At 69.5% G+C, this 15,413-nt stretch carries 17 protein-coding genes and 1 pseudogene; 6 read left to right on the forward strand and 12 right to left on the reverse strand.

All coding sequences use genetic code 11. The features are described 5' to 3' along the window. Positions 1-8 precede the first annotated feature (8 nt). From cysS to ACZ4D5_RS35090, 5 genes are all read right to left on the reverse strand, one after another. Complete coding sequence (cysS, locus tag ACZ4D5_RS35070; protein ID WP_467776531.1) at positions 9-1,412, reverse strand: cysteine--tRNA ligase; 1,404 nt, start codon at positions 1,410-1,412, stop codon at positions 9-11. A gap of 79 nt (positions 1,413-1,491) precedes the next feature. Beyond that, on the reverse strand, positions 1,492-1,896 hold the full coding sequence (locus ACZ4D5_RS35075; protein WP_467776532.1) for a PPOX class F420-dependent oxidoreductase: 405 nt from the start codon (positions 1,894-1,896) through the stop codon (positions 1,492-1,494). Between the two features lie 76 nt (positions 1,897-1,972). Beyond that, entirely contained in the window at positions 1,973-2,482 is a 510-nt protein-coding gene (gene ispF, locus ACZ4D5_RS35080) for a 2-C-methyl-D-erythritol 2,4-cyclodiphosphate synthase (RefSeq protein WP_467776533.1), read from the reverse strand. Further along, positions 2,472-3,200 (reverse strand): 2-C-methyl-D-erythritol 4-phosphate cytidylyltransferase, encoded by a 729-nt coding sequence (ispD, locus tag ACZ4D5_RS35085; RefSeq protein WP_362342300.1) that lies wholly within the window; start codon positions 3,198-3,200, stop codon positions 2,472-2,474. The genes ispF and ispD overlap by 11 nt, the downstream gene beginning before the upstream one ends. 292 nt (positions 3,201-3,492) lie before the next feature. Next, positions 3,493-3,975: a CarD family transcriptional regulator gene (locus tag ACZ4D5_RS35090; protein ID WP_003953493.1), complete on the reverse strand. Its 483-nt coding sequence runs from the start codon at positions 3,973-3,975 to the stop codon at positions 3,493-3,495. A 603-nt stretch (positions 3,976-4,578) separates the two neighbouring features. Between ACZ4D5_RS35090 and ACZ4D5_RS35095 the strand changes: the two genes are divergently transcribed. After that, the gene (locus ACZ4D5_RS35095) at positions 4,579-5,301 is read left to right on the forward strand and encodes a copper chaperone PCu(A)C domain-containing protein (protein ID WP_467776534.1); all 723 of its coding nucleotides are present in this window, start codon (positions 4,579-4,581) and stop codon (positions 5,299-5,301) included. Between the two features lie 72 nt (positions 5,302-5,373). Here the strand turns inward: ACZ4D5_RS35095 and phoP are convergent, their stop codons facing one another. After that, positions 5,374-6,054, reverse strand: coding sequence for a two-component system response regulator PhoP (gene phoP / locus ACZ4D5_RS35100; RefSeq protein WP_030682312.1), 681 nt, complete (start codon positions 6,052-6,054; stop codon positions 5,374-5,376). Beyond that, positions 6,051-7,316, reverse strand: coding sequence for a two-component system sensor histidine kinase PhoR (gene phoR, locus ACZ4D5_RS35105; RefSeq protein WP_467776535.1), 1,266 nt, complete (start codon positions 7,314-7,316; stop codon positions 6,051-6,053). The genes phoP and phoR overlap by 4 nt, the downstream gene beginning before the upstream one ends. Positions 7,317-7,589: 273 nt before the next feature. Here phoR and phoU point away from each other — a divergent pair, with 273 nt between their 5' ends. Further along, positions 7,590-8,270, forward strand: coding sequence for a phosphate signaling complex protein PhoU (gene phoU, locus ACZ4D5_RS35110; RefSeq protein WP_362342310.1), 681 nt, complete (start codon positions 7,590-7,592; stop codon positions 8,268-8,270). Between the two features lie 125 nt (positions 8,271-8,395). On the opposite strand, the gene ACZ4D5_RS35115 is transcribed toward phoU, so the two are convergent. Then, positions 8,396-8,554, reverse strand: a complete 159-nt coding sequence (locus tag ACZ4D5_RS35115) for a hypothetical protein (protein ID WP_467776536.1) — start codon at positions 8,552-8,554, stop codon at positions 8,396-8,398. A 233-nt stretch (positions 8,555-8,787) separates the two neighbouring features. Between ACZ4D5_RS35115 and ACZ4D5_RS35120 the strand changes: the two genes are divergently transcribed. Both ACZ4D5_RS35120 and ACZ4D5_RS35125 read left to right on the forward strand, forming a co-directional pair. After that, a complete protein-coding gene (locus tag ACZ4D5_RS35120) occupies positions 8,788-10,776 on the forward strand; it encodes an Ig-like domain repeat protein (protein WP_467776537.1) in 1,989 nt (662 codons plus the stop codon). Between the two features lie 127 nt (positions 10,777-10,903). After that, positions 10,904-11,119 carry a hypothetical protein gene (locus ACZ4D5_RS35125; RefSeq protein WP_467776538.1) on the forward strand — a complete coding sequence of 72 codons (216 nt, stop codon included), beginning with the start codon at positions 10,904-10,906 and terminating at the stop codon, positions 11,117-11,119. 122 nt (positions 11,120-11,241) lie between these two features. Here the strand turns inward: ACZ4D5_RS35125 and ACZ4D5_RS35130 are convergent, their stop codons facing one another. The 3 genes from ACZ4D5_RS35130 to ACZ4D5_RS35140 all read right to left on the reverse strand — a co-directional run bounded on the left by ACZ4D5_RS35130 (position 11,242) and on the right by ACZ4D5_RS35140 (position 13,274). Next, positions 11,242-12,198, reverse strand: coding sequence for a CU044_5270 family protein (locus ACZ4D5_RS35130; protein ID WP_467776539.1), 957 nt, complete (start codon positions 12,196-12,198; stop codon positions 11,242-11,244). A 1-nt stretch (position 12,199) separates the two neighbouring features. Continuing rightward, entirely contained in the window at positions 12,200-12,793 is a 594-nt protein-coding gene (locus tag ACZ4D5_RS35135) for an RNA polymerase sigma factor (protein WP_467776540.1), read from the reverse strand. Between the two features lie 175 nt (positions 12,794-12,968). Continuing rightward, complete coding sequence (locus tag ACZ4D5_RS35140; RefSeq protein WP_467776541.1) at positions 12,969-13,274, reverse strand: hypothetical protein; 306 nt, start codon at positions 13,272-13,274, stop codon at positions 12,969-12,971. A 170-nt stretch (positions 13,275-13,444) separates the two neighbouring features. Between ACZ4D5_RS35140 and ACZ4D5_RS35145 the strand changes: the two are divergent. Then, positions 13,445-13,868, forward strand: a pseudogene (locus ACZ4D5_RS35145) (site-specific integrase); the annotation flags it as partial. 422 nt (positions 13,869-14,290) lie between these two features. Continuing rightward, positions 14,291-14,470: a hypothetical protein gene (locus ACZ4D5_RS35150; protein WP_467776542.1), complete on the forward strand. Its 180-nt coding sequence runs from the start codon at positions 14,291-14,293 to the stop codon at positions 14,468-14,470. Positions 14,471-14,549: 79 nt separating this feature from the next. Here the strand turns inward: ACZ4D5_RS35150 and ACZ4D5_RS35155 are convergent, their stop codons facing one another. Further along, positions 14,550-15,311: a phosphoglyceromutase gene (locus tag ACZ4D5_RS35155; protein ID WP_467776543.1), complete on the reverse strand. Its 762-nt coding sequence runs from the start codon at positions 15,309-15,311 to the stop codon at positions 14,550-14,552. Positions 15,312-15,413: the final 102 nt, after the last annotated feature.

Genomic DNA, 15,413 nt, shown 5'->3' on the forward strand with positions numbered 1-15,413 from the left:
GCGGGTGCCTAGCGCGGGCCGAGCGTCCAGCGCGGCCCGCTCGGGCTGTCCTCGATGACCAGGCCCGACTGGTTGAGCGAGTCACGGATGGCGTCGGCGGTGGCCCAGTCCTTGCGGCCGCGGGCGGCCTCGCGCTGGTCGAGGACCAGCCGGACCAGGGTGTCGACGACGCCGTGCAGGTCTTCGCCGCGGTCGCTCTCGCCACCGGCCCAGTGCGGGTCGAGCGGGTCGAGACCGAGGACGCCGAGCATGGCCCGCACCTCGGCGAGGCGCGCCACGGCGGCTTCCTTGTCGTCGGCGGCGAGGGCGGAGTTCCCCTGCCGGACCGTGGTGTGCACGATGGCGAGCGCCTGCGGGACGCCCATGTCGTCGTCCATCGCGTCGGCGAAGGCGGGCGGCACCTCGGCGGCGGGGGCGACGACACCGCCGGCCTTCTCCACCACACGCTGCACGAAGCCCTCGATGCGGGCGAACGCGGACTCTGCCTCGCGCAGGGCCTCGGGGCTGTACTCGATCATCGAGCGGTAGTGCGGGGTCCCGAGGTAGTAGCGCAGCACGATCGGGCGCCACTGCTTGACCATCTCGCTCACGAGCACCGAGTTCCCGAGGGACTTCGACATCTTCTCGCCGCTCATGGTCACCCAGGCGTTGTGCACCCAGTACTTCGCGAAGTCGTCGCCGAAGGCCTTGGCCTGGGCGATCTCGTTCTCGTGGTGCGGGAAGATCAGGTCGATCCCGCCGCCGTGGATGTCGAAGGCGGTGCCCAGATACTTGTGGGCCATGGCGGAGCACTCCAGGTGCCAGCCAGGACGGCCGCGCCCCCACGGGGTCTCCCAGCTGGGCTCCCCCTCCTTCGCCGCCTTCCACATGGCGAAGTCGCGCGGGTCGCGCTTGCCGGTCTCGCCCTCGCCCTCGGGCTGGAGGAGGTTGTCCAGCTCCTGGTTGGACAGCTCCAGGTACCCCGGGAAGGAGCGCACGTCGAAGTAGACGTTCCCGTCGGCCTCGTAGGCGTGCCCGCGCTCGATGAGGCCGCGCATCATCTCGACCATCTCGGTGATGTGGCCGGTGGCGCGCGGCTCGTACGTGGGCGGGAGGCAGCCGAGCGCGTCGTATCCGTCGTTGAAGGCGCGCTCGTTCGCGTACCCGATCGACCACCAGGGGCGGCCCTGCTCCGCCGACTTCTTGATGATCTTGTCGTCGATGTCGGTCACGTTGCGGATGAACGTCACGTCGTAGCCGCGGTAGGCGAACCAGCGGCGCATGATGTCGAAGTTCAGGCCGGACCTGATGTGCCCGATGTGCGGGGCCGCCTGCACGGTGGCACCACACAGGTAGATCGAGACACAGCCGCTGTTGAGCGGGCTGAAGTCACGGATCTGCCGGGCGCTGGTGTCGTACAGGCGAATAGTCACCACTCCAGGGTAGTGGGCGCAGGGCAGTGCCCCGCGCCCCCTGGGGACACGGGGCACGGAACTGTGACGTTGCGGCGCCTCAGATCCTGCCGACGACCTTGCGGGCCGAGACCCGGACGACGACGCGCTGGGCGTCGTCCTTGGATCCGGGGTTGAACTCCGCGTACTTCTTCCCGGTGTACTTCACCGACAGCTCGTCGATGAGCTCCTGCCCGCCCTCGGTCGTCATCTCGGCCGTGCCCCGGATCTCCGCGTACGTGTACGGGGCGTCGAAGGGCTGCAGCAGCACCGTCACGCGCGGGTCGCGCCGCAGGTTCTTCTCTTTCCGGCGGCCGATGGTCGTCGAGAACAGCACGTCGTCGCCGTCCCGCTTCACCCAGACCGGCGACAGCTGGGGACTCCCGTCGGGCTGGATGGTGGCGACGGTGATGAAGACGGGGGTGTCGAGAAGCTGCTTGAGATCGTCGGACAGTGCGGCGGACATGGACCTCACTCCTTCGTGGGCGGCTGCTGGCTGTACGAGTGGTACGCCGGTACGCGGCGTACCACTACCCCGAATATCAGCCTCGGCCCGCCGTGCGGACGACCAACGCGGTCGCGATCGCCTGCAGCCCCTCTCCGCGCCCCGGGAAACCGAGGCCGTCGGTGGTGGCCCCGGAGACCGAGACGGGGGCGCCCACCGCTTCGGAGAGGACCTTCTGCGCCTCCTCGCGGCGCTTGCCGATCTTCGGGCGGGGGCCGATGACCTGCACGGCGACGTTGCCGACGGTGAAGCCGGCCTCCCGGACGACGCGGGCGGCCTCGGTGAGCAGGGTCAGACCGGAGGCGCCGGACCACTCCGGGCGCCCGGTGCCGAAGTGCGCGCCGAGGTCGCCGAGGCCCGCGGCGGAGAACAGCGCGTTGCAGGCGGCGTGCGCGACGACGTCGGCGTCGGAGTGCCCGGCGAGCCCGGGTCCCTCGCCCTCCCACTTCAGGCCCGCGCACCACAGCTCGCGGCCCTCTTCGAAGGCGTGGATGTCGGTGCCGATGCCGACGAGGGGCAGGACGGGGGTCGGGGTCTCAGAAGCCATCGTTGGCCCTCCGGCGTGCGAGTACGGCTTCGGCGAGGACGAGGTCCAGGGGACGCGTCACCTTGAAGGCCTCCTCGTGGCCTGGCACGACCACGACCGGCAGGCCCAGCTGCTCGACCATGCTGGCGTCGTCGGTGACGTTGTCGGTGACGCTCTCGTGGGCGCGCACGAGCGTGGCGCGGTCGAAGCCCTGCGGGGTCTGCACGGCGCGCAGCCTGGCCCGCTCGGGCGTGGCCACGACGGGCTCCGGCTCTCCGGCCTCGCGCGGCTCGACCTGCTTGACGGTGTCGGCGAGCGGCAGCGCGGGCACGACGGCGGGGGCCCCGTCGCGTACGGCCTCGATGACGCCGTCGACGGTGTCGACGGGCACCAGGGGGCGGGCCGCGTCGTGCACGAGCACGATGTCGAAGCCGGGCGGCAGGGCGTCCAGGCCGGCCCGCACGGACTCCTGGCGGCTCTCACCGCCGGGCACGACGAGGTAGTCCGTTCGCTCGGGCAGCGCGTGGTCGTCGAGGAGGGTCTTGACCTCGGGGGCGCCGTCCGGCGGTGCCACCACGACGACGAGGGAGACGGCACGGGATTCCGCCATGGCGCGCACGGCGTGGATGAGCATCGGGGTGCCGTTCAGCGCGCGGAGTGCTTTGGGGGCGCCAGGGCCGAGGCGTACGCCCCGTCCAGCCGCCGGAATGACCACCGCGGTACGGGATTCGCTAGTCATCGGTTCCGTTCAGGTTTGTGTGCTCGGCCGACATGGGTATGGCCACACCGTGCCGGGCGCGACGCCTTGACCGGACCCTTCCGTGACATCTGGTCGAGCCAGCTGCCCGAGCCCGGCACGCCAAACACGGCTCCCTGGGGGGCCGCTCACATGTCTGCCTGGGTACGAGAAATATCTGGGTACGAACATGCCGCAGCGCCCGGCGACTCCATGAAGGGTCAGCGGGCACCGCGGCATTACTGCGCCTAGACAGCGCGCGACGGCGAGGGCATGTGCCTCGGGCCGTTCGCGTTCAGGACGCGAGGACCTCGTCCAGCAGGGCCTCGGCCTTGTCCTCGTTCGTGTTCTCCGCGAGGGCGAGCTCGCTCACCAGGATCTGCCGAGCCTTGGCGAGCATGCGCTTCTCGCCGGCGGACAGTCCGCGCTCGCGCTCACGACGCCACAGGTCACGCACGACTTCCGCGACCTTGATGACATCGCCGGACGCGAGCTTCTCGAGATTTGCCTTGTAGCGACGCGACCAGTTCGTGGGCTCTTCGGCGTACGGCGCGCGCAGCACCTCGAAGACCCGGTCGAGTCCGTCCTGACCGACCACATCACGCACGCCGACGAACTCCGCATTGTCCGCTGGCACACGCACCGTCAGGTCGCCCTGGGCGACCTTCAGCACCAAGTAGGTCTTGTCCACGCCTTTGATCTGGCGAGTTTCGATGGCCTCGATCAGCGCGGCCCCGTGATGGGGATAGACCACGGTGTCGCCAACCTTGAACGTCATGTGACAGGTACCCCTTCCGTGGCTATCCATCCTAACACGAGAACCGCCTCTTCTGAATGGCGTTTTCGCAGGTCAGGGCATATCTCGGGGCTTGACAACAGCAACAGGAACGTGCTGCGGAGGGCCGCCGGAACGGGGTATTCGCAGGTGGGAGCCGCTCTCCGGGGAGGCAGAAACGCGCACGTTACACACCCCTCAAGAGCGTCCCAAGAGGCCGAACGTCCCGGTTTGCGCGGTTCCAAGCGGTGAACTCTCGATACTCCGTTCGGTGATCGGAGAGGTGTACGGAGTGATGTCCGACGCGATTCCGGAATTGATCAAGCCGCCCGATGATCAATTCTCCGGACCCCCATGCATTCCTTACCGGAAATCCGCAAGACAGGGCGCGGGAGCTCTTGACGGCTCTTATGTGAATGGTGGACGAGAGGGCAATGGCGCAGGTGCGCCGTCGAGGGGCCGGGGAGGCTCGCGTGCCCAAGGGGCGGGTCGGGTGCGGTGGCGCGCGAAGGGCTCGGTAACCTAAGCCCGCTGACACACCCTTAGGGCGGCTTTACGGCCGCCCGCCCCTCCCGTACCGCCCACGTTCAAGGAGTTGCCGCCGCCGTGAGCCGCAGCCTTCGACGCGGCGCCATCGCCGCCACCGCCATCGCGTTCTCGCTTGCCTCGCTCGCCGCGTGCGGCGCCGGCAACAACGCTCAGACGATGGAGGTCAAGCCGGACAACGCCGCGACCTCCGTCGGTGACATCAAGATCCAGAACGCCATGGTCATCACGCAGCCGGACCTGGACTCCAAGGGTCCGGCCGTGGTCTCCGCCACGATCTTCAACACCGGCAGGACCGCCCAGGACCTGGAAGCGATCACGGTCAACGGCACCGACAAGAAGGCCAAGCTCTCGCCGGGCAAGGACGACAAGGACTCCAAGCCGAACGGTCCGCTGACCATCCCGGCCGGCGGCTCCGTCGTCATCGGCGGCAAGGACAACGCCTCCGCCGTCCTGCCCAGCAGCCGCGAGGCCATCAAGGACGGCAACGCGCAGAAGATCACCTTCGCCTTCAGCAAGACCGGCGACGTGAAGCTGCAGGCGTTCGTCGTGCCCGCCGAGAGCTACTTCAGCAAGTGGGGCCCGAGCGAGCTGCCGAAGTCGCCGGACGACAAGCCGTCGAAGCCGGGCAAGCCCTCTGGCGGCGCCTCCACCGACCCCTCGGGCAAGCCGTCCGGCGCCGCGTCCACCGACCCCTCGGGCGAGGCGGCCGACGGCGCGAGCACGGACCCGTCCGGCAGCGCGTCGCACGGCGCGGGCACCGGGACCGGCGCCGGGCACTGACCGACGTACGTATGGAGAAGGGCGGTACCCCGGCCGGGGTACCGCCCTTCTCCATGGATCCGTAGGCGCTGTTTACGGCTCGAACTTGTAGCCGAGGCCGCGGACCGTCACCAGGTAACGCGGCGCGCCCGGGTCCGGTTCGATCTTGGCGCGGAGGCGCTTCACGTGGACGTCCAGAGTTTTGGTGTCGCCCACGTAGTCGGCGCCCCAGACGCGGTCGATGAGCTGCATGCGGGTCAGGACGCGGCCCGCGTTGCGCAGGAGCATCTCCAGGAGGTCGAACTCCTTGAGGGGGAGGTCGACCTTGGAGCCGGAGACCGTGACCACGTGGCGGTCCACGTCCATGCGGACCGGGCCGGCCTCCAGGGCCTGCGGGGTGACCTCCTCCGGCTCGCCGCGGCGGCGCAGGACCGCGCGGATGCGGGCGACCAGCTCCCGCGAGGAGAAGGGCTTGGTCACGTAGTCGTCAGCTCCTATCTCGAGGCCGACCACCTTGTCGATCTCGCTGTCCTTGGCGGTGACCATGATCACCGGGACGTTGGAGCGGCTGCGCAGCTGGCGGCAGACCTCGGTGCCGGGCAGGCCGGGCAGCATCAGGTCGAGCAGGACGAGGTCGGCGCCGTTGCGCTCGAATTCGTCGAGTCCGTCCGGGCCTGTCGCGGCGATCGCGACTTCGAAGCCCTCCTTGCGGAGCATGTAGGACAGAGCGTCGCTGAAGGATTCCTCGTCCTCGACGACGAGCACTCGGGTCACGGAAGGACCTCCGGGGCAGGAATGGGTTCGTACGTAGTGGTCTCGTCGGGCGGTCCGGCGTCGGTGTCATCGGCACCGAGCCCGCCGCCGTGACCTGGTCCGCGGTCGCGGTGCGCGGCCGCCTCGGGCAGCCGCAGGGTGAAGGTGGAGCCCTGTCCCTCCGAGCTCCACACGGTGACCTCCCCGCCGTGCGAGGCGGCCACGTGTTTGACGATGGCGAGGCCGAGGCCGGTGCCGCCGGTGGCCCGGGAGCGGGCCGGGTCGACGCGGTAGAAGCGCTCGAAGATGCGCTCCTTGTCCTTGTCGGAGATGCCGATGCCCTGGTCGGTGACCGCGACCTCGATGAGGTCTCCGCCGGGTGCGGCGACCCGGCGGGCCGCGATGCCCACGCGGGTGCGGTTGGGGCTGTAGTTCACGGCGTTCTCGACGAGGTTGCCGAGCGCCGCGGCGAGCTGGCCGCGGTTGCCCCATATCTGCAGGTCGGCGGTGCCTCCCGCGGCCATGGTGATCTGCTTGTGCGAGGCCTGGTGACGGCTGCGGTCGATCGCCTCCGCCACCAGTTCGTCGACACGGACGGGTTCGGCGTCCTCCAGGGGGTCGTCGTTCTGCACCCGGGAGAGGTCGATGAGCTCCTGGACCAGGCTGGTCAGGCGGGTCGCCTCGATCTGCATGCGGCCCGCGAAGCGCTCGACGGCCTCGGGGTCGTCGGAGGCGTCCATGACGGCTTCGGAGAGGAGCGACAGGGCGCCGACCGGGGTCTTCAGCTCGTGGCTCACGTTCGCCACGAAGTCGCGGCGCACCGCCTCGATGCGGCGGGCCTCCGTGAGGTCCTCGACCAGGAGCAGCACGAGCCGGGAGCCGAGCGGGGCCACGCGCGCGGAGACCGCGAGCGCCTCGCCCCGGCCGGTGCCGCGGCGGGGGAGGTCCAGCTCGACCTGGCGTATCTCGCCGTCGCGGCGGGTGTCGCGGGCCATCTGCAGCATCGGCTCGACGGCGAGCTTCCCGCCGCGGACGAGCCCGAGTGCGTACGCCGCCGAACTGGCCTTGACCACGCTGTCGGCCTCGTCGAGGACGACCGCGGAGGAGCGCAGTACGGAGAGGACCGTGTCCACGCCGGGCGGCAGTACGGGGTCGGTGTGCAGGGAGGTCCGGGTGGGGCGTTTCTGGTCGCGCTCGCTCCAGCGGAACGCCAGCATGGCGATGACGCCGGTGCACACCCCGGCGATCGCTGCCGCTGCGGCGACCGCCGCGTTCACGTCCATGCATCCAGGTTATGCGCCGGGTGAGCGCCGCTCACAGCCATACGGGTGCCGGCTCGAACACTCGTCGCCCAGAGTTCACCGAGGGGACGGCGCTGGTTCATTTGTGCCGAGCGGGCCGGGGCGGGGCCGGGCGCGGGCGTCGCCCTCCGTCGCCCACAGTTCACCTTGATGACGGGGGCGGTTCATGTGGGATGCCGGAAACGGACGCGTCCGGGCCACACCGTGGGAGCGTAGGGGCCAGCCCCCTGAGACGTACGAGAGAGGGACAGCCACATGCGGGACGCGTACCACGAGGAACTTGACTCGATCGGCGAGGGCCTGGTCGAGATGGCCCGCCTGGTCGGGTCCGCGATCGGGCGCGCCACGACGGCCATGCTCGACGCCGACCTGAAGATGGCGGAGAGCGTGATCGCCGCAGACCAGAAGGTCGACGATCTCCAGCACGACCTGGAGGCGCGCGCGATAGCCCTGCTCGCCCGCCAGCAGCCGGTCGCCACGGATCTGCGCATCGTCGTCACCTCGCTGCGGATGAGCGCCGACCTGGAGCGCTCGGGCGACCTGGCCCAGCACGTCGCGAAGCTGGCGAGGCTCCGCTTCCCGGACTCGGCGGTGCCGCGCGACCTGCACGCCACGATCCTGGAGATGGGCCAGCTCGCGCAGCGCCTGATGGCGAAGGCGGCGGAGGTCATCATCACCAAGGACGTCGACCTGGCGCTCCAACTGGAGCAGGACGACGACGAGATGGACCAGCTGCACCGCACGCTCTTCCAGCACCTGATGGACGACCGCTGGAAGCACGGCATCGAGACGGCCGTCGACGTGACGCTGCTCGGCCGCTACTACGAGCGCTTTGCGGACCACGCGGTGTCGGTGGCGAAGCGGGTCGTGTACCTGGTCACGGGCGAGCACGCGGACGAGATCCAGCCGACGGCGGCGCCGGTGGAGGGGGCGTAGCCGTCTTCCCCGGACCGTTGTCCCTGCGGGCTCCTGTCCCTGCGGGCTCCCGTCCGTACTGCCTCCGCCTCGCGCGTATGTGCCCCGTGCCGCCGGATGTCCCGGCGGCACGGGGCACACGTGTGTCAGCCGCAGCCGCCACCGCACTGGCAGGAGCCGCCTGACTGGCAGCCGCAGCTGCAGCCGGGGCCGCAGCCGCAGGAGCCGAGCAGGGCGAGCACGGGCAGGGCCTGAGCGCCGGTCGGCTGCTCGGGGGCGGATTCGGGTATGGGGGACACGGCCATGGTCTCCTCCTCGAAGGCGTACTGGCGTACTGCCTGCTGCCCATTCCATGCCCAGGACGACGGGGCGCATCAACGGCGCACGCGCGCGTGGGGAGGGCCCGGAGTGCCGGTGCATCCCAGCCGAAACTCCATTCACGTCCTTCACAGGAATGCCCTAATGTGAGGGCGCTGTGACGGGGGCTCAAGTCCCGGGCGTCTGACCCGGGTTCTTCATATGTGGGGGGTCACATATCGTGCGTACGCGCACCATCTCGACCGCGACAGCGCTCGCGGTCCTCTTCAGCTCCGCCGCCCTGGTCGCGGTGGCGTCCGGGCCCGCCGCCGCGGACTCGGCCAAGGTCCTGAACGTGAAGTCGGCGGGCGACGTGCTGGTGGACGGGGAGCACCAGCGCGTCTACGTGTCCGACCCGCGCGGCGGCAAGATCGTCGTCACGGACTACGCGGGCGCCGTCAAGGCGACCCTCGACGGGCTGCCGGACGTCGAGGGCCTCGCGCTCTCGCCCGACTCCCGCCAGGTGTACGCGGCGGTGTCCGGGCTCAACCGGATCGTCTCCGTGGAGACGTCCACGTACACGCAGAGCGCGAGCTACGCGCTCGACGGCGCGGAGAAGCCGCGCAGCCTCGCGCTCGCGAGCGGCAAGCTGTGGTTCGGCTACGGGCCCTCCGCCGGGGGCGGCATCGGCTCGCTCGACCTCTCCGGTGACGAGCCGGTCGTCACGCTCGGCCAGGACGGCGACGCGAGCTTCTACGCCGCTCCCGAGCTCGGCTCCGACCCCGAGTCGGGGATCCTGGTGGCGGGCGAGAAGGACACCAGCGACGACACCCTGACCGTGTTCGACGTGTCGGGGCCCCGGCCGACGACGGTGGCGAGCAAGTCGGTCGAGGGCGGCTTCTTCGACGACATCGCGGTCTCCCCCGACGGCACGCAGGTCGTCACGGCCAGCGGCTCCCCGTACTACCACCCGGTGTACTCCACCAAGGACCTCTCCCCCGTGGGCCGTTACGACTCCGGGGCCTACGGCGCGGCCGTGGACATCGCCCCCGACGGCACCGTGGCGGCGGGCACGTTCTCCTGGTACGGCCCGGACGTGCACGTCTACCGGCAGGGCCAGTGGTCCAAGGTCCGCGAGTACGAGTTCCCGAACACCGGCAACAGCAGCGGCGGCGACACCCTCGCCGAGGGCGGCCTCGCGTGGGCGCCGGACGGCAGCCGGCTCTTCGCGGTCTCCTCCAACAGCGAGGGCGTCTTCTCGCTGCGGGTCCTCGACGACCCCGCGAAGTCCCTGCCCGAGCTCACGGTCACCGCGCCGGAGAAGGCCCCGCGGGCCAAGGAGCTCACGGTCAAGGGCAGGCTCAGCGGGTCCGGGATCCCGGCGGGCACCTCCCTGGCGGTCACGCGCACGGACGTCGAATCGCCCTCTCCCGGCAAGGCGCTGCCCTCGGTGAAGACCAAGGCGGACGGCTCCTTCTCCTTCAAGGACACCCCGCCCGCGGGCGGCAAGGTCACGTACAAGGTCGCGTACGCCGGTGACGCCACGCACGCCGCGACGTCGGCGTCGGGCACGGTGGATGTCTCCCGCCCCACGCCGAAGCTGACCCTCGACAAGAACGGCAACGTCTACTCCTACGGCGCCGACGTCTCCTTCACCGCACACCTCGGCAGCACCTACAAGAACCGCACCGTCGAGATCTGGGCCGACCCGTACGGCGGCGACAAGCCCAAGAAGCTCATCAAGAAGGCCAAGGTCAACTCCCGCGGCGACCTGTCCGCGACGGTCGACATGAAGCGGGACACGGTGGTCACGGCCGTCTTCTCCGGAGACGCGCGCTACGCCCCCAAGAAGGCCACGTCCACGGCGTACGCCAAGGTCAAGATCTCCAGCACCGTCTCCAAGCACTACAAGACGGCCAAGATCGGCTCGACCACGTACCACTACTTCCACAAGAACACCGATCCGGTCCTCACGACCTCGATGACCTACTACAAGGGCCGCAAGCAGCGCTTCGAGGTCCAGGTCTACGGCCCCGACCGCAAGTGGCACCCCACAGGCTCGGAGTACTTCGAGCTCGCCCCCGACGGCTACTCCGCGGTCCGCCTCGGCGCCCCCGGCGCATCGGGCATCCGCGCCCGCATCCGCTCGTCGTACGTGAACGGCAGCTCGGGCGACAACGTGAACTCGACGACGCACGGCGCGTGGAAGTACCTGAACTTCACCCGTTGAGCCAGTACGCCGATCCGGCCGTGGATGAGCATTTTACTGCCAACTACAGCTAACTCCCCTGTCGGGCAAGGGCGTTGGGACTACACAGGAAGTCCGGAACACCCTTGCCTGACGGGAGGACCGCGACGTGGTGCTGACGATCGACTTCGCCTTCCTCCTGGCGGTCGTCATCTTCTTCCTGCTCCGCAGACGCGTGGCGCCCCGGACGAAGCTCGACACGGGCCTGACCATGACGGTCGTCCTGGTCTTCGGCGTACTGATCGCCCCGACCGCCTTCGGTCACTGGATCCTGGACACGGCGGGCGGGCTCGCCCAGGGCATATCGGAGTCGACGCGGCCGTGAACGGCTCGGCGGGCTCCGCGGGCGTCGACATCAAGGACGAGGACAACACCCCCGGCCCCGTCGAGCGCGCCCGGGCCCGGCCTCGCGTGGGGGCGGCCCGTGGGCCGCCCCGCCTGGCCGGTTCAGGGCTTCTCGCCGTCCCGGTCGACGAGGGACTGGGCCGTCTTCATCTCGCAGAACGTGACCTCGCCCTTCTTGTGCGAGCGCCCGGCCGACGAGCCGTCCTCGTACGTCTCCTCGTAGTCGCGCACCGCGACCGACCGGCTCCCCTGGTACCGGAAGGTGTCGGGGTCGAGGAGGTACTCCCGGCGCTGAGCGGTCTTGCCGCCCAGGTCCGGGTATACGGCGATGGCCTCATGCCCCATGGGGTCCTTCACCAGGTGCGGGACCACCTCGATCCCGGGGTCCGCGGCCAGGGCCCGGTACAGCTTGGCCATCCCCTGCGGGTGCACGGGATAGGCCTCGCTGAGGGTCGTCAGGAGCGCGACGGTCTCGAGCTGCTCACCCGTCAGGCCGGTGTCCTTGCCCATGGGGAACATGTCCGCCGCCTGCTTCCGGATCTCGGCGGGGTCGTCCGGGAGCGAGGCGAGCAGGCGATACAGCCGCCGCTGCGAGGGCTCGTTGTCGCCGTCCTCGTCGTCCTCCCTCGCGGGGCTGTCGTACTGGACCCACTCCTCGCTGACCACGGGCTTGGCGTCGGGCGCCGCGTCCGACGCCCCGTTTCGGCACTGCGCGGTCTTCAGGTAGACCCACTGGCCGTCGCGCGGATGCGGATCCGGCTGCCGCGACACCACTTCCGCCGCCTGCTCCAGGAGTGCCGTCGCGGACGTCAGGTCGGGCCCGGCAGGCCGCACGCCCCGCTCGGGTCCATCGCCGCCATCGCCACCGACGAGCATGGTCACCAGCACCGCGATGGCGACCACCGTCGCGGCGGCCCCCGCAACCGTCATGCGCCAGTCCGGCCGCATCCCGCGGGCAGGGCCCTGCCGCGCCGCTCCCAGCAGCTTCTGGCGGCCGGCCACCAGCCGCGCCCGGTCCGGCGTCGGCGCGTCGGCGCGCAGCTCGTGCATCTTGGTCATGTCATCCATGGCTTACCGCCCCGCTGTGGTCGCCGACGAGGGTGGGGTCGGCGCCGAGCGCCGCACGCATCTTGCGCCGCGCCCGGTTCAGCCGGGAGCGGACCGTGCCGACCGGCACCCCGAGGGCGTCGGCACACTCCTGGTACGTGAAGTCCGCCCAGGCGACCAGCAGCAGCACATGCCGGTCCTTCCCGGGCAAGGCCGCGATCGCCCCGGCCAGCGCCTGCTGCGAGGCCTCGGCCGTCACCCGCTCGTCGGCCCGTTCCGACCAGGACTCGGCCACCGGGTCGACGCCGGTACGGGCCAGCGCCCGCAGCGCCCGCACTTCGGAGCGGCGGTGGCGGCCGATGAGGTTGCCTGCGATGCCGTAGAGCCACGGCCGGGCACTGGCGCGCGTGACGTCGTAGCGTGCGCGGTTGCGGAAGGCGACGAGGAAAGTCTGCGCCGTGATGTCGTCGGCGTGACCGTCGCCCAGCCGGCGCGTCACATACCGGTGGATCTCGGCGGCATGTCTGTCGTAAAGCCTGGCGAACGTCTCCGGCCGGTCCAGGGATTCCTGGATGACCAGCGCGTCATCGCTGGGTGGGTCCCCCACGAGGCCCTCGCTTCTTCGTGTCATAGGAGTGGTGTGCATTCCACTCCCTGTTGCCCGAAGCGGCCAGGAGGGTTCACGGGTAGGTGTCGAACCTGACCACGCCGACGCTCATCAGCGCGATGTCCAGCAGCTTTGCGGCGCGCGCCGCCGTGCGCGGCCAGCCGGGGCGAGCAGTTCAGCGGCCCTGGCCCGGCTCGCTGGTGATCTGCTTGACCGTGTTGAGTGCGAGGTCCCAGGGGTAGTTCTTCGGCTTGCCGGACCCGGCGGGGTCGGGCGTGAAGCCGTTCTCTCCGTAGAGGACGGTGACTCCCTGGTCGCGCAGTTCTGTGACGCTGCGGTCGAGTTGGCGGTGTTGGGCGTACGCCGCGTTCACGCAGGGCATCGTCACCGTGGGGATTTCCTTGCCGACGGCCTCGGCTGCGACGCCGATCACGAACGATGAAGTGAGGCCCAGGGCCCATGAGTTGATGCCAGCCTGCATTGTTGCAGCTCCAGGGCCTGGTCGCGACCGACTGACCGGTCGTCCTTGGTCGTTGTCGGCCGGTGTTGAGCGGCTTCGGACGGCCCAGAGACGGCCCAGGTCGAGGCCACTCCCAACCCTCGGCCTTCTGATCCGTAGCCCTAAGCAGATCGGTCAGTGACGGCTATACGGGCGGCGGGTGTGGTCTTCGCCGAGGCGAGATTCCGGGCGTGGCCGAGGACGCGATCGACTTCGACTCGGAGATGATCCATGTCGTCCAGCAGCTCAAGTTGAGCCGCAGCAAGCCGGTCTTCGCTCCGCCCAAAGGCGGCAAGCTTCGTGATGTGCCGTTGTCCAGGCCTGTGGCTGCTCGCTCCGCACCCACGTGAAGAGGTTCCCGCCGGTCGAGATCACGCTGCCGTGGAAGGTTGCCGATGGCCCGCCGGTCACCAAGCGGCTCGTCTTCTTCGCTCCGCGCGGTGGGCATGTCTGGCGTACCTCGGCCACTCAGATCCGGGCCTGACGCTCCGCGTGTACGCGCATCTCATGCCGACGAGCCAAGAGCGCACGCGGAAGGCTATCGCCTCGACCTACCAGGAATTTCGTAGATCTTGAAACATGCCGCACGAAGATCCAGGACTCCCGCGTTCCATCCGTGGACGGTTCGTCCATCCATGGACGGAATGGAAGCCGCCTCCTCGCAGGCATCTTTCTTGCTAGAAAGAAAGCTTCCCACCTTGGAAGGAATTTCCCGGCACCTACGGCACACTAGGGCGCTGACCTGCCCGTTTCCGTAGATAAAACGTCTACGGAAACGGACAGAGGAACGATCCTGCGGGCTGCGCAAGGAGTTATGCACGCATAAGTGCAGAGGCTAGAGTGCGGCCGCCACCCAATTAACCTGCCTGTTTGTCCGCCAGCTGAGGCCTATGAGAAAGTCTCAGCGGCATGCGAATGCCGCCCGTGGAGGGGCGGCATTCGGTTCCTTTGCCGTGTCCAGAATCCCTAGCCAGGAAACCGAACAGGATGGAGACTCAATGGTCCCACGCACAGGCGTTACGGTCGACGTTGGCCTTCGTGACCTGCCCATGGTGCTCATCGGCTCGGCCGGCGGCGCACTTGCCCTCTGGGCCGACGCGCCTGCCGAGATCGCCGTCCCCGTAGCCCTGCTGATCGTCCTCGACATCCGCATCCACCGCTGGCACCGTCACACCTGACGGCCCAGCCACGGCCCCAGCACAGCAAGAAGCCCCCTACCAGCGGAGAACCCGCAGGTAGGGGGCTAAAGCGTTCGGGTTACTTCTTCTTGCCCTGGTTCTTGACCGCCTCGATCGCCGCCTTCGCGGCCTCCGGGTCGAGGTACGTGCCGCCGGGCTTGACCGGCTTGAAGTCGGCGTCCAGTTCGTACGAGAGCGGGATGCCCGTCGGGATGTTCAGGCCCGCGATGTCCGCGTCCGAGATGCCGTCCAGGTGCTTGACCAGGGCGCGGAGGCTGTTGCCGTGGGCCGCGACCAGGACCGTCTTGCCCGTGAGGAGGTCGGGGACGATGCCGTCGAACCAGTACGGGAGCATGCGGACGACGACGTCCTTGAGGCACTCCGTCTGGGGGCGCAGCTCGGGCGGGAGCGTGGCGTAGCGGGGGTCCTCGAACTGGGAGTACTCCGCGTCGCGGTCCAGCGGCGGCGGCGGGGTGTCGTACGAGCGGCGCCAGAGCATGAACTGCTCCTCGCCGAACTCGGCCAGGGTCTGGGCCTTGTCCTTGCCCTGGAGGGCGCCGTAGTGGCGCTCGTTCAGGCGCCAGCTGCGGTGGACCGGGATCCAGTGGCGGTCCGCGGACTCCAGCGCGAGCTGGGCCGTGCGGATCGCGCGCTTCTGGAGCGACGTGTGGACCACGTCGGGGAGCAGGCCGGCGTCCTTGAGCAGCTCACCGCCGCGGACCGCCTCCTTCTCGCCCTTCTCGTTGAGGTTGACGTCCACCCAGCCGGTGAACAGGTTCTTCGCGTTCCATTCGCTCTCGCCGTGGCGGAGGAGGATCAGCTTGTACGGTGCGTCGGCCATGGGTCCGAGCCTAATCGACCCCTGCGGATTGACGCTCCCCGTCAATTCGCTGGCCGTGATCGACTCGTGAGTCGTAAGTTACGGATGCCCAGCGCGCCACTT

It is taken from the genome of Streptomyces sp. NPDC025651 (genome assembly GCF_055558735.1).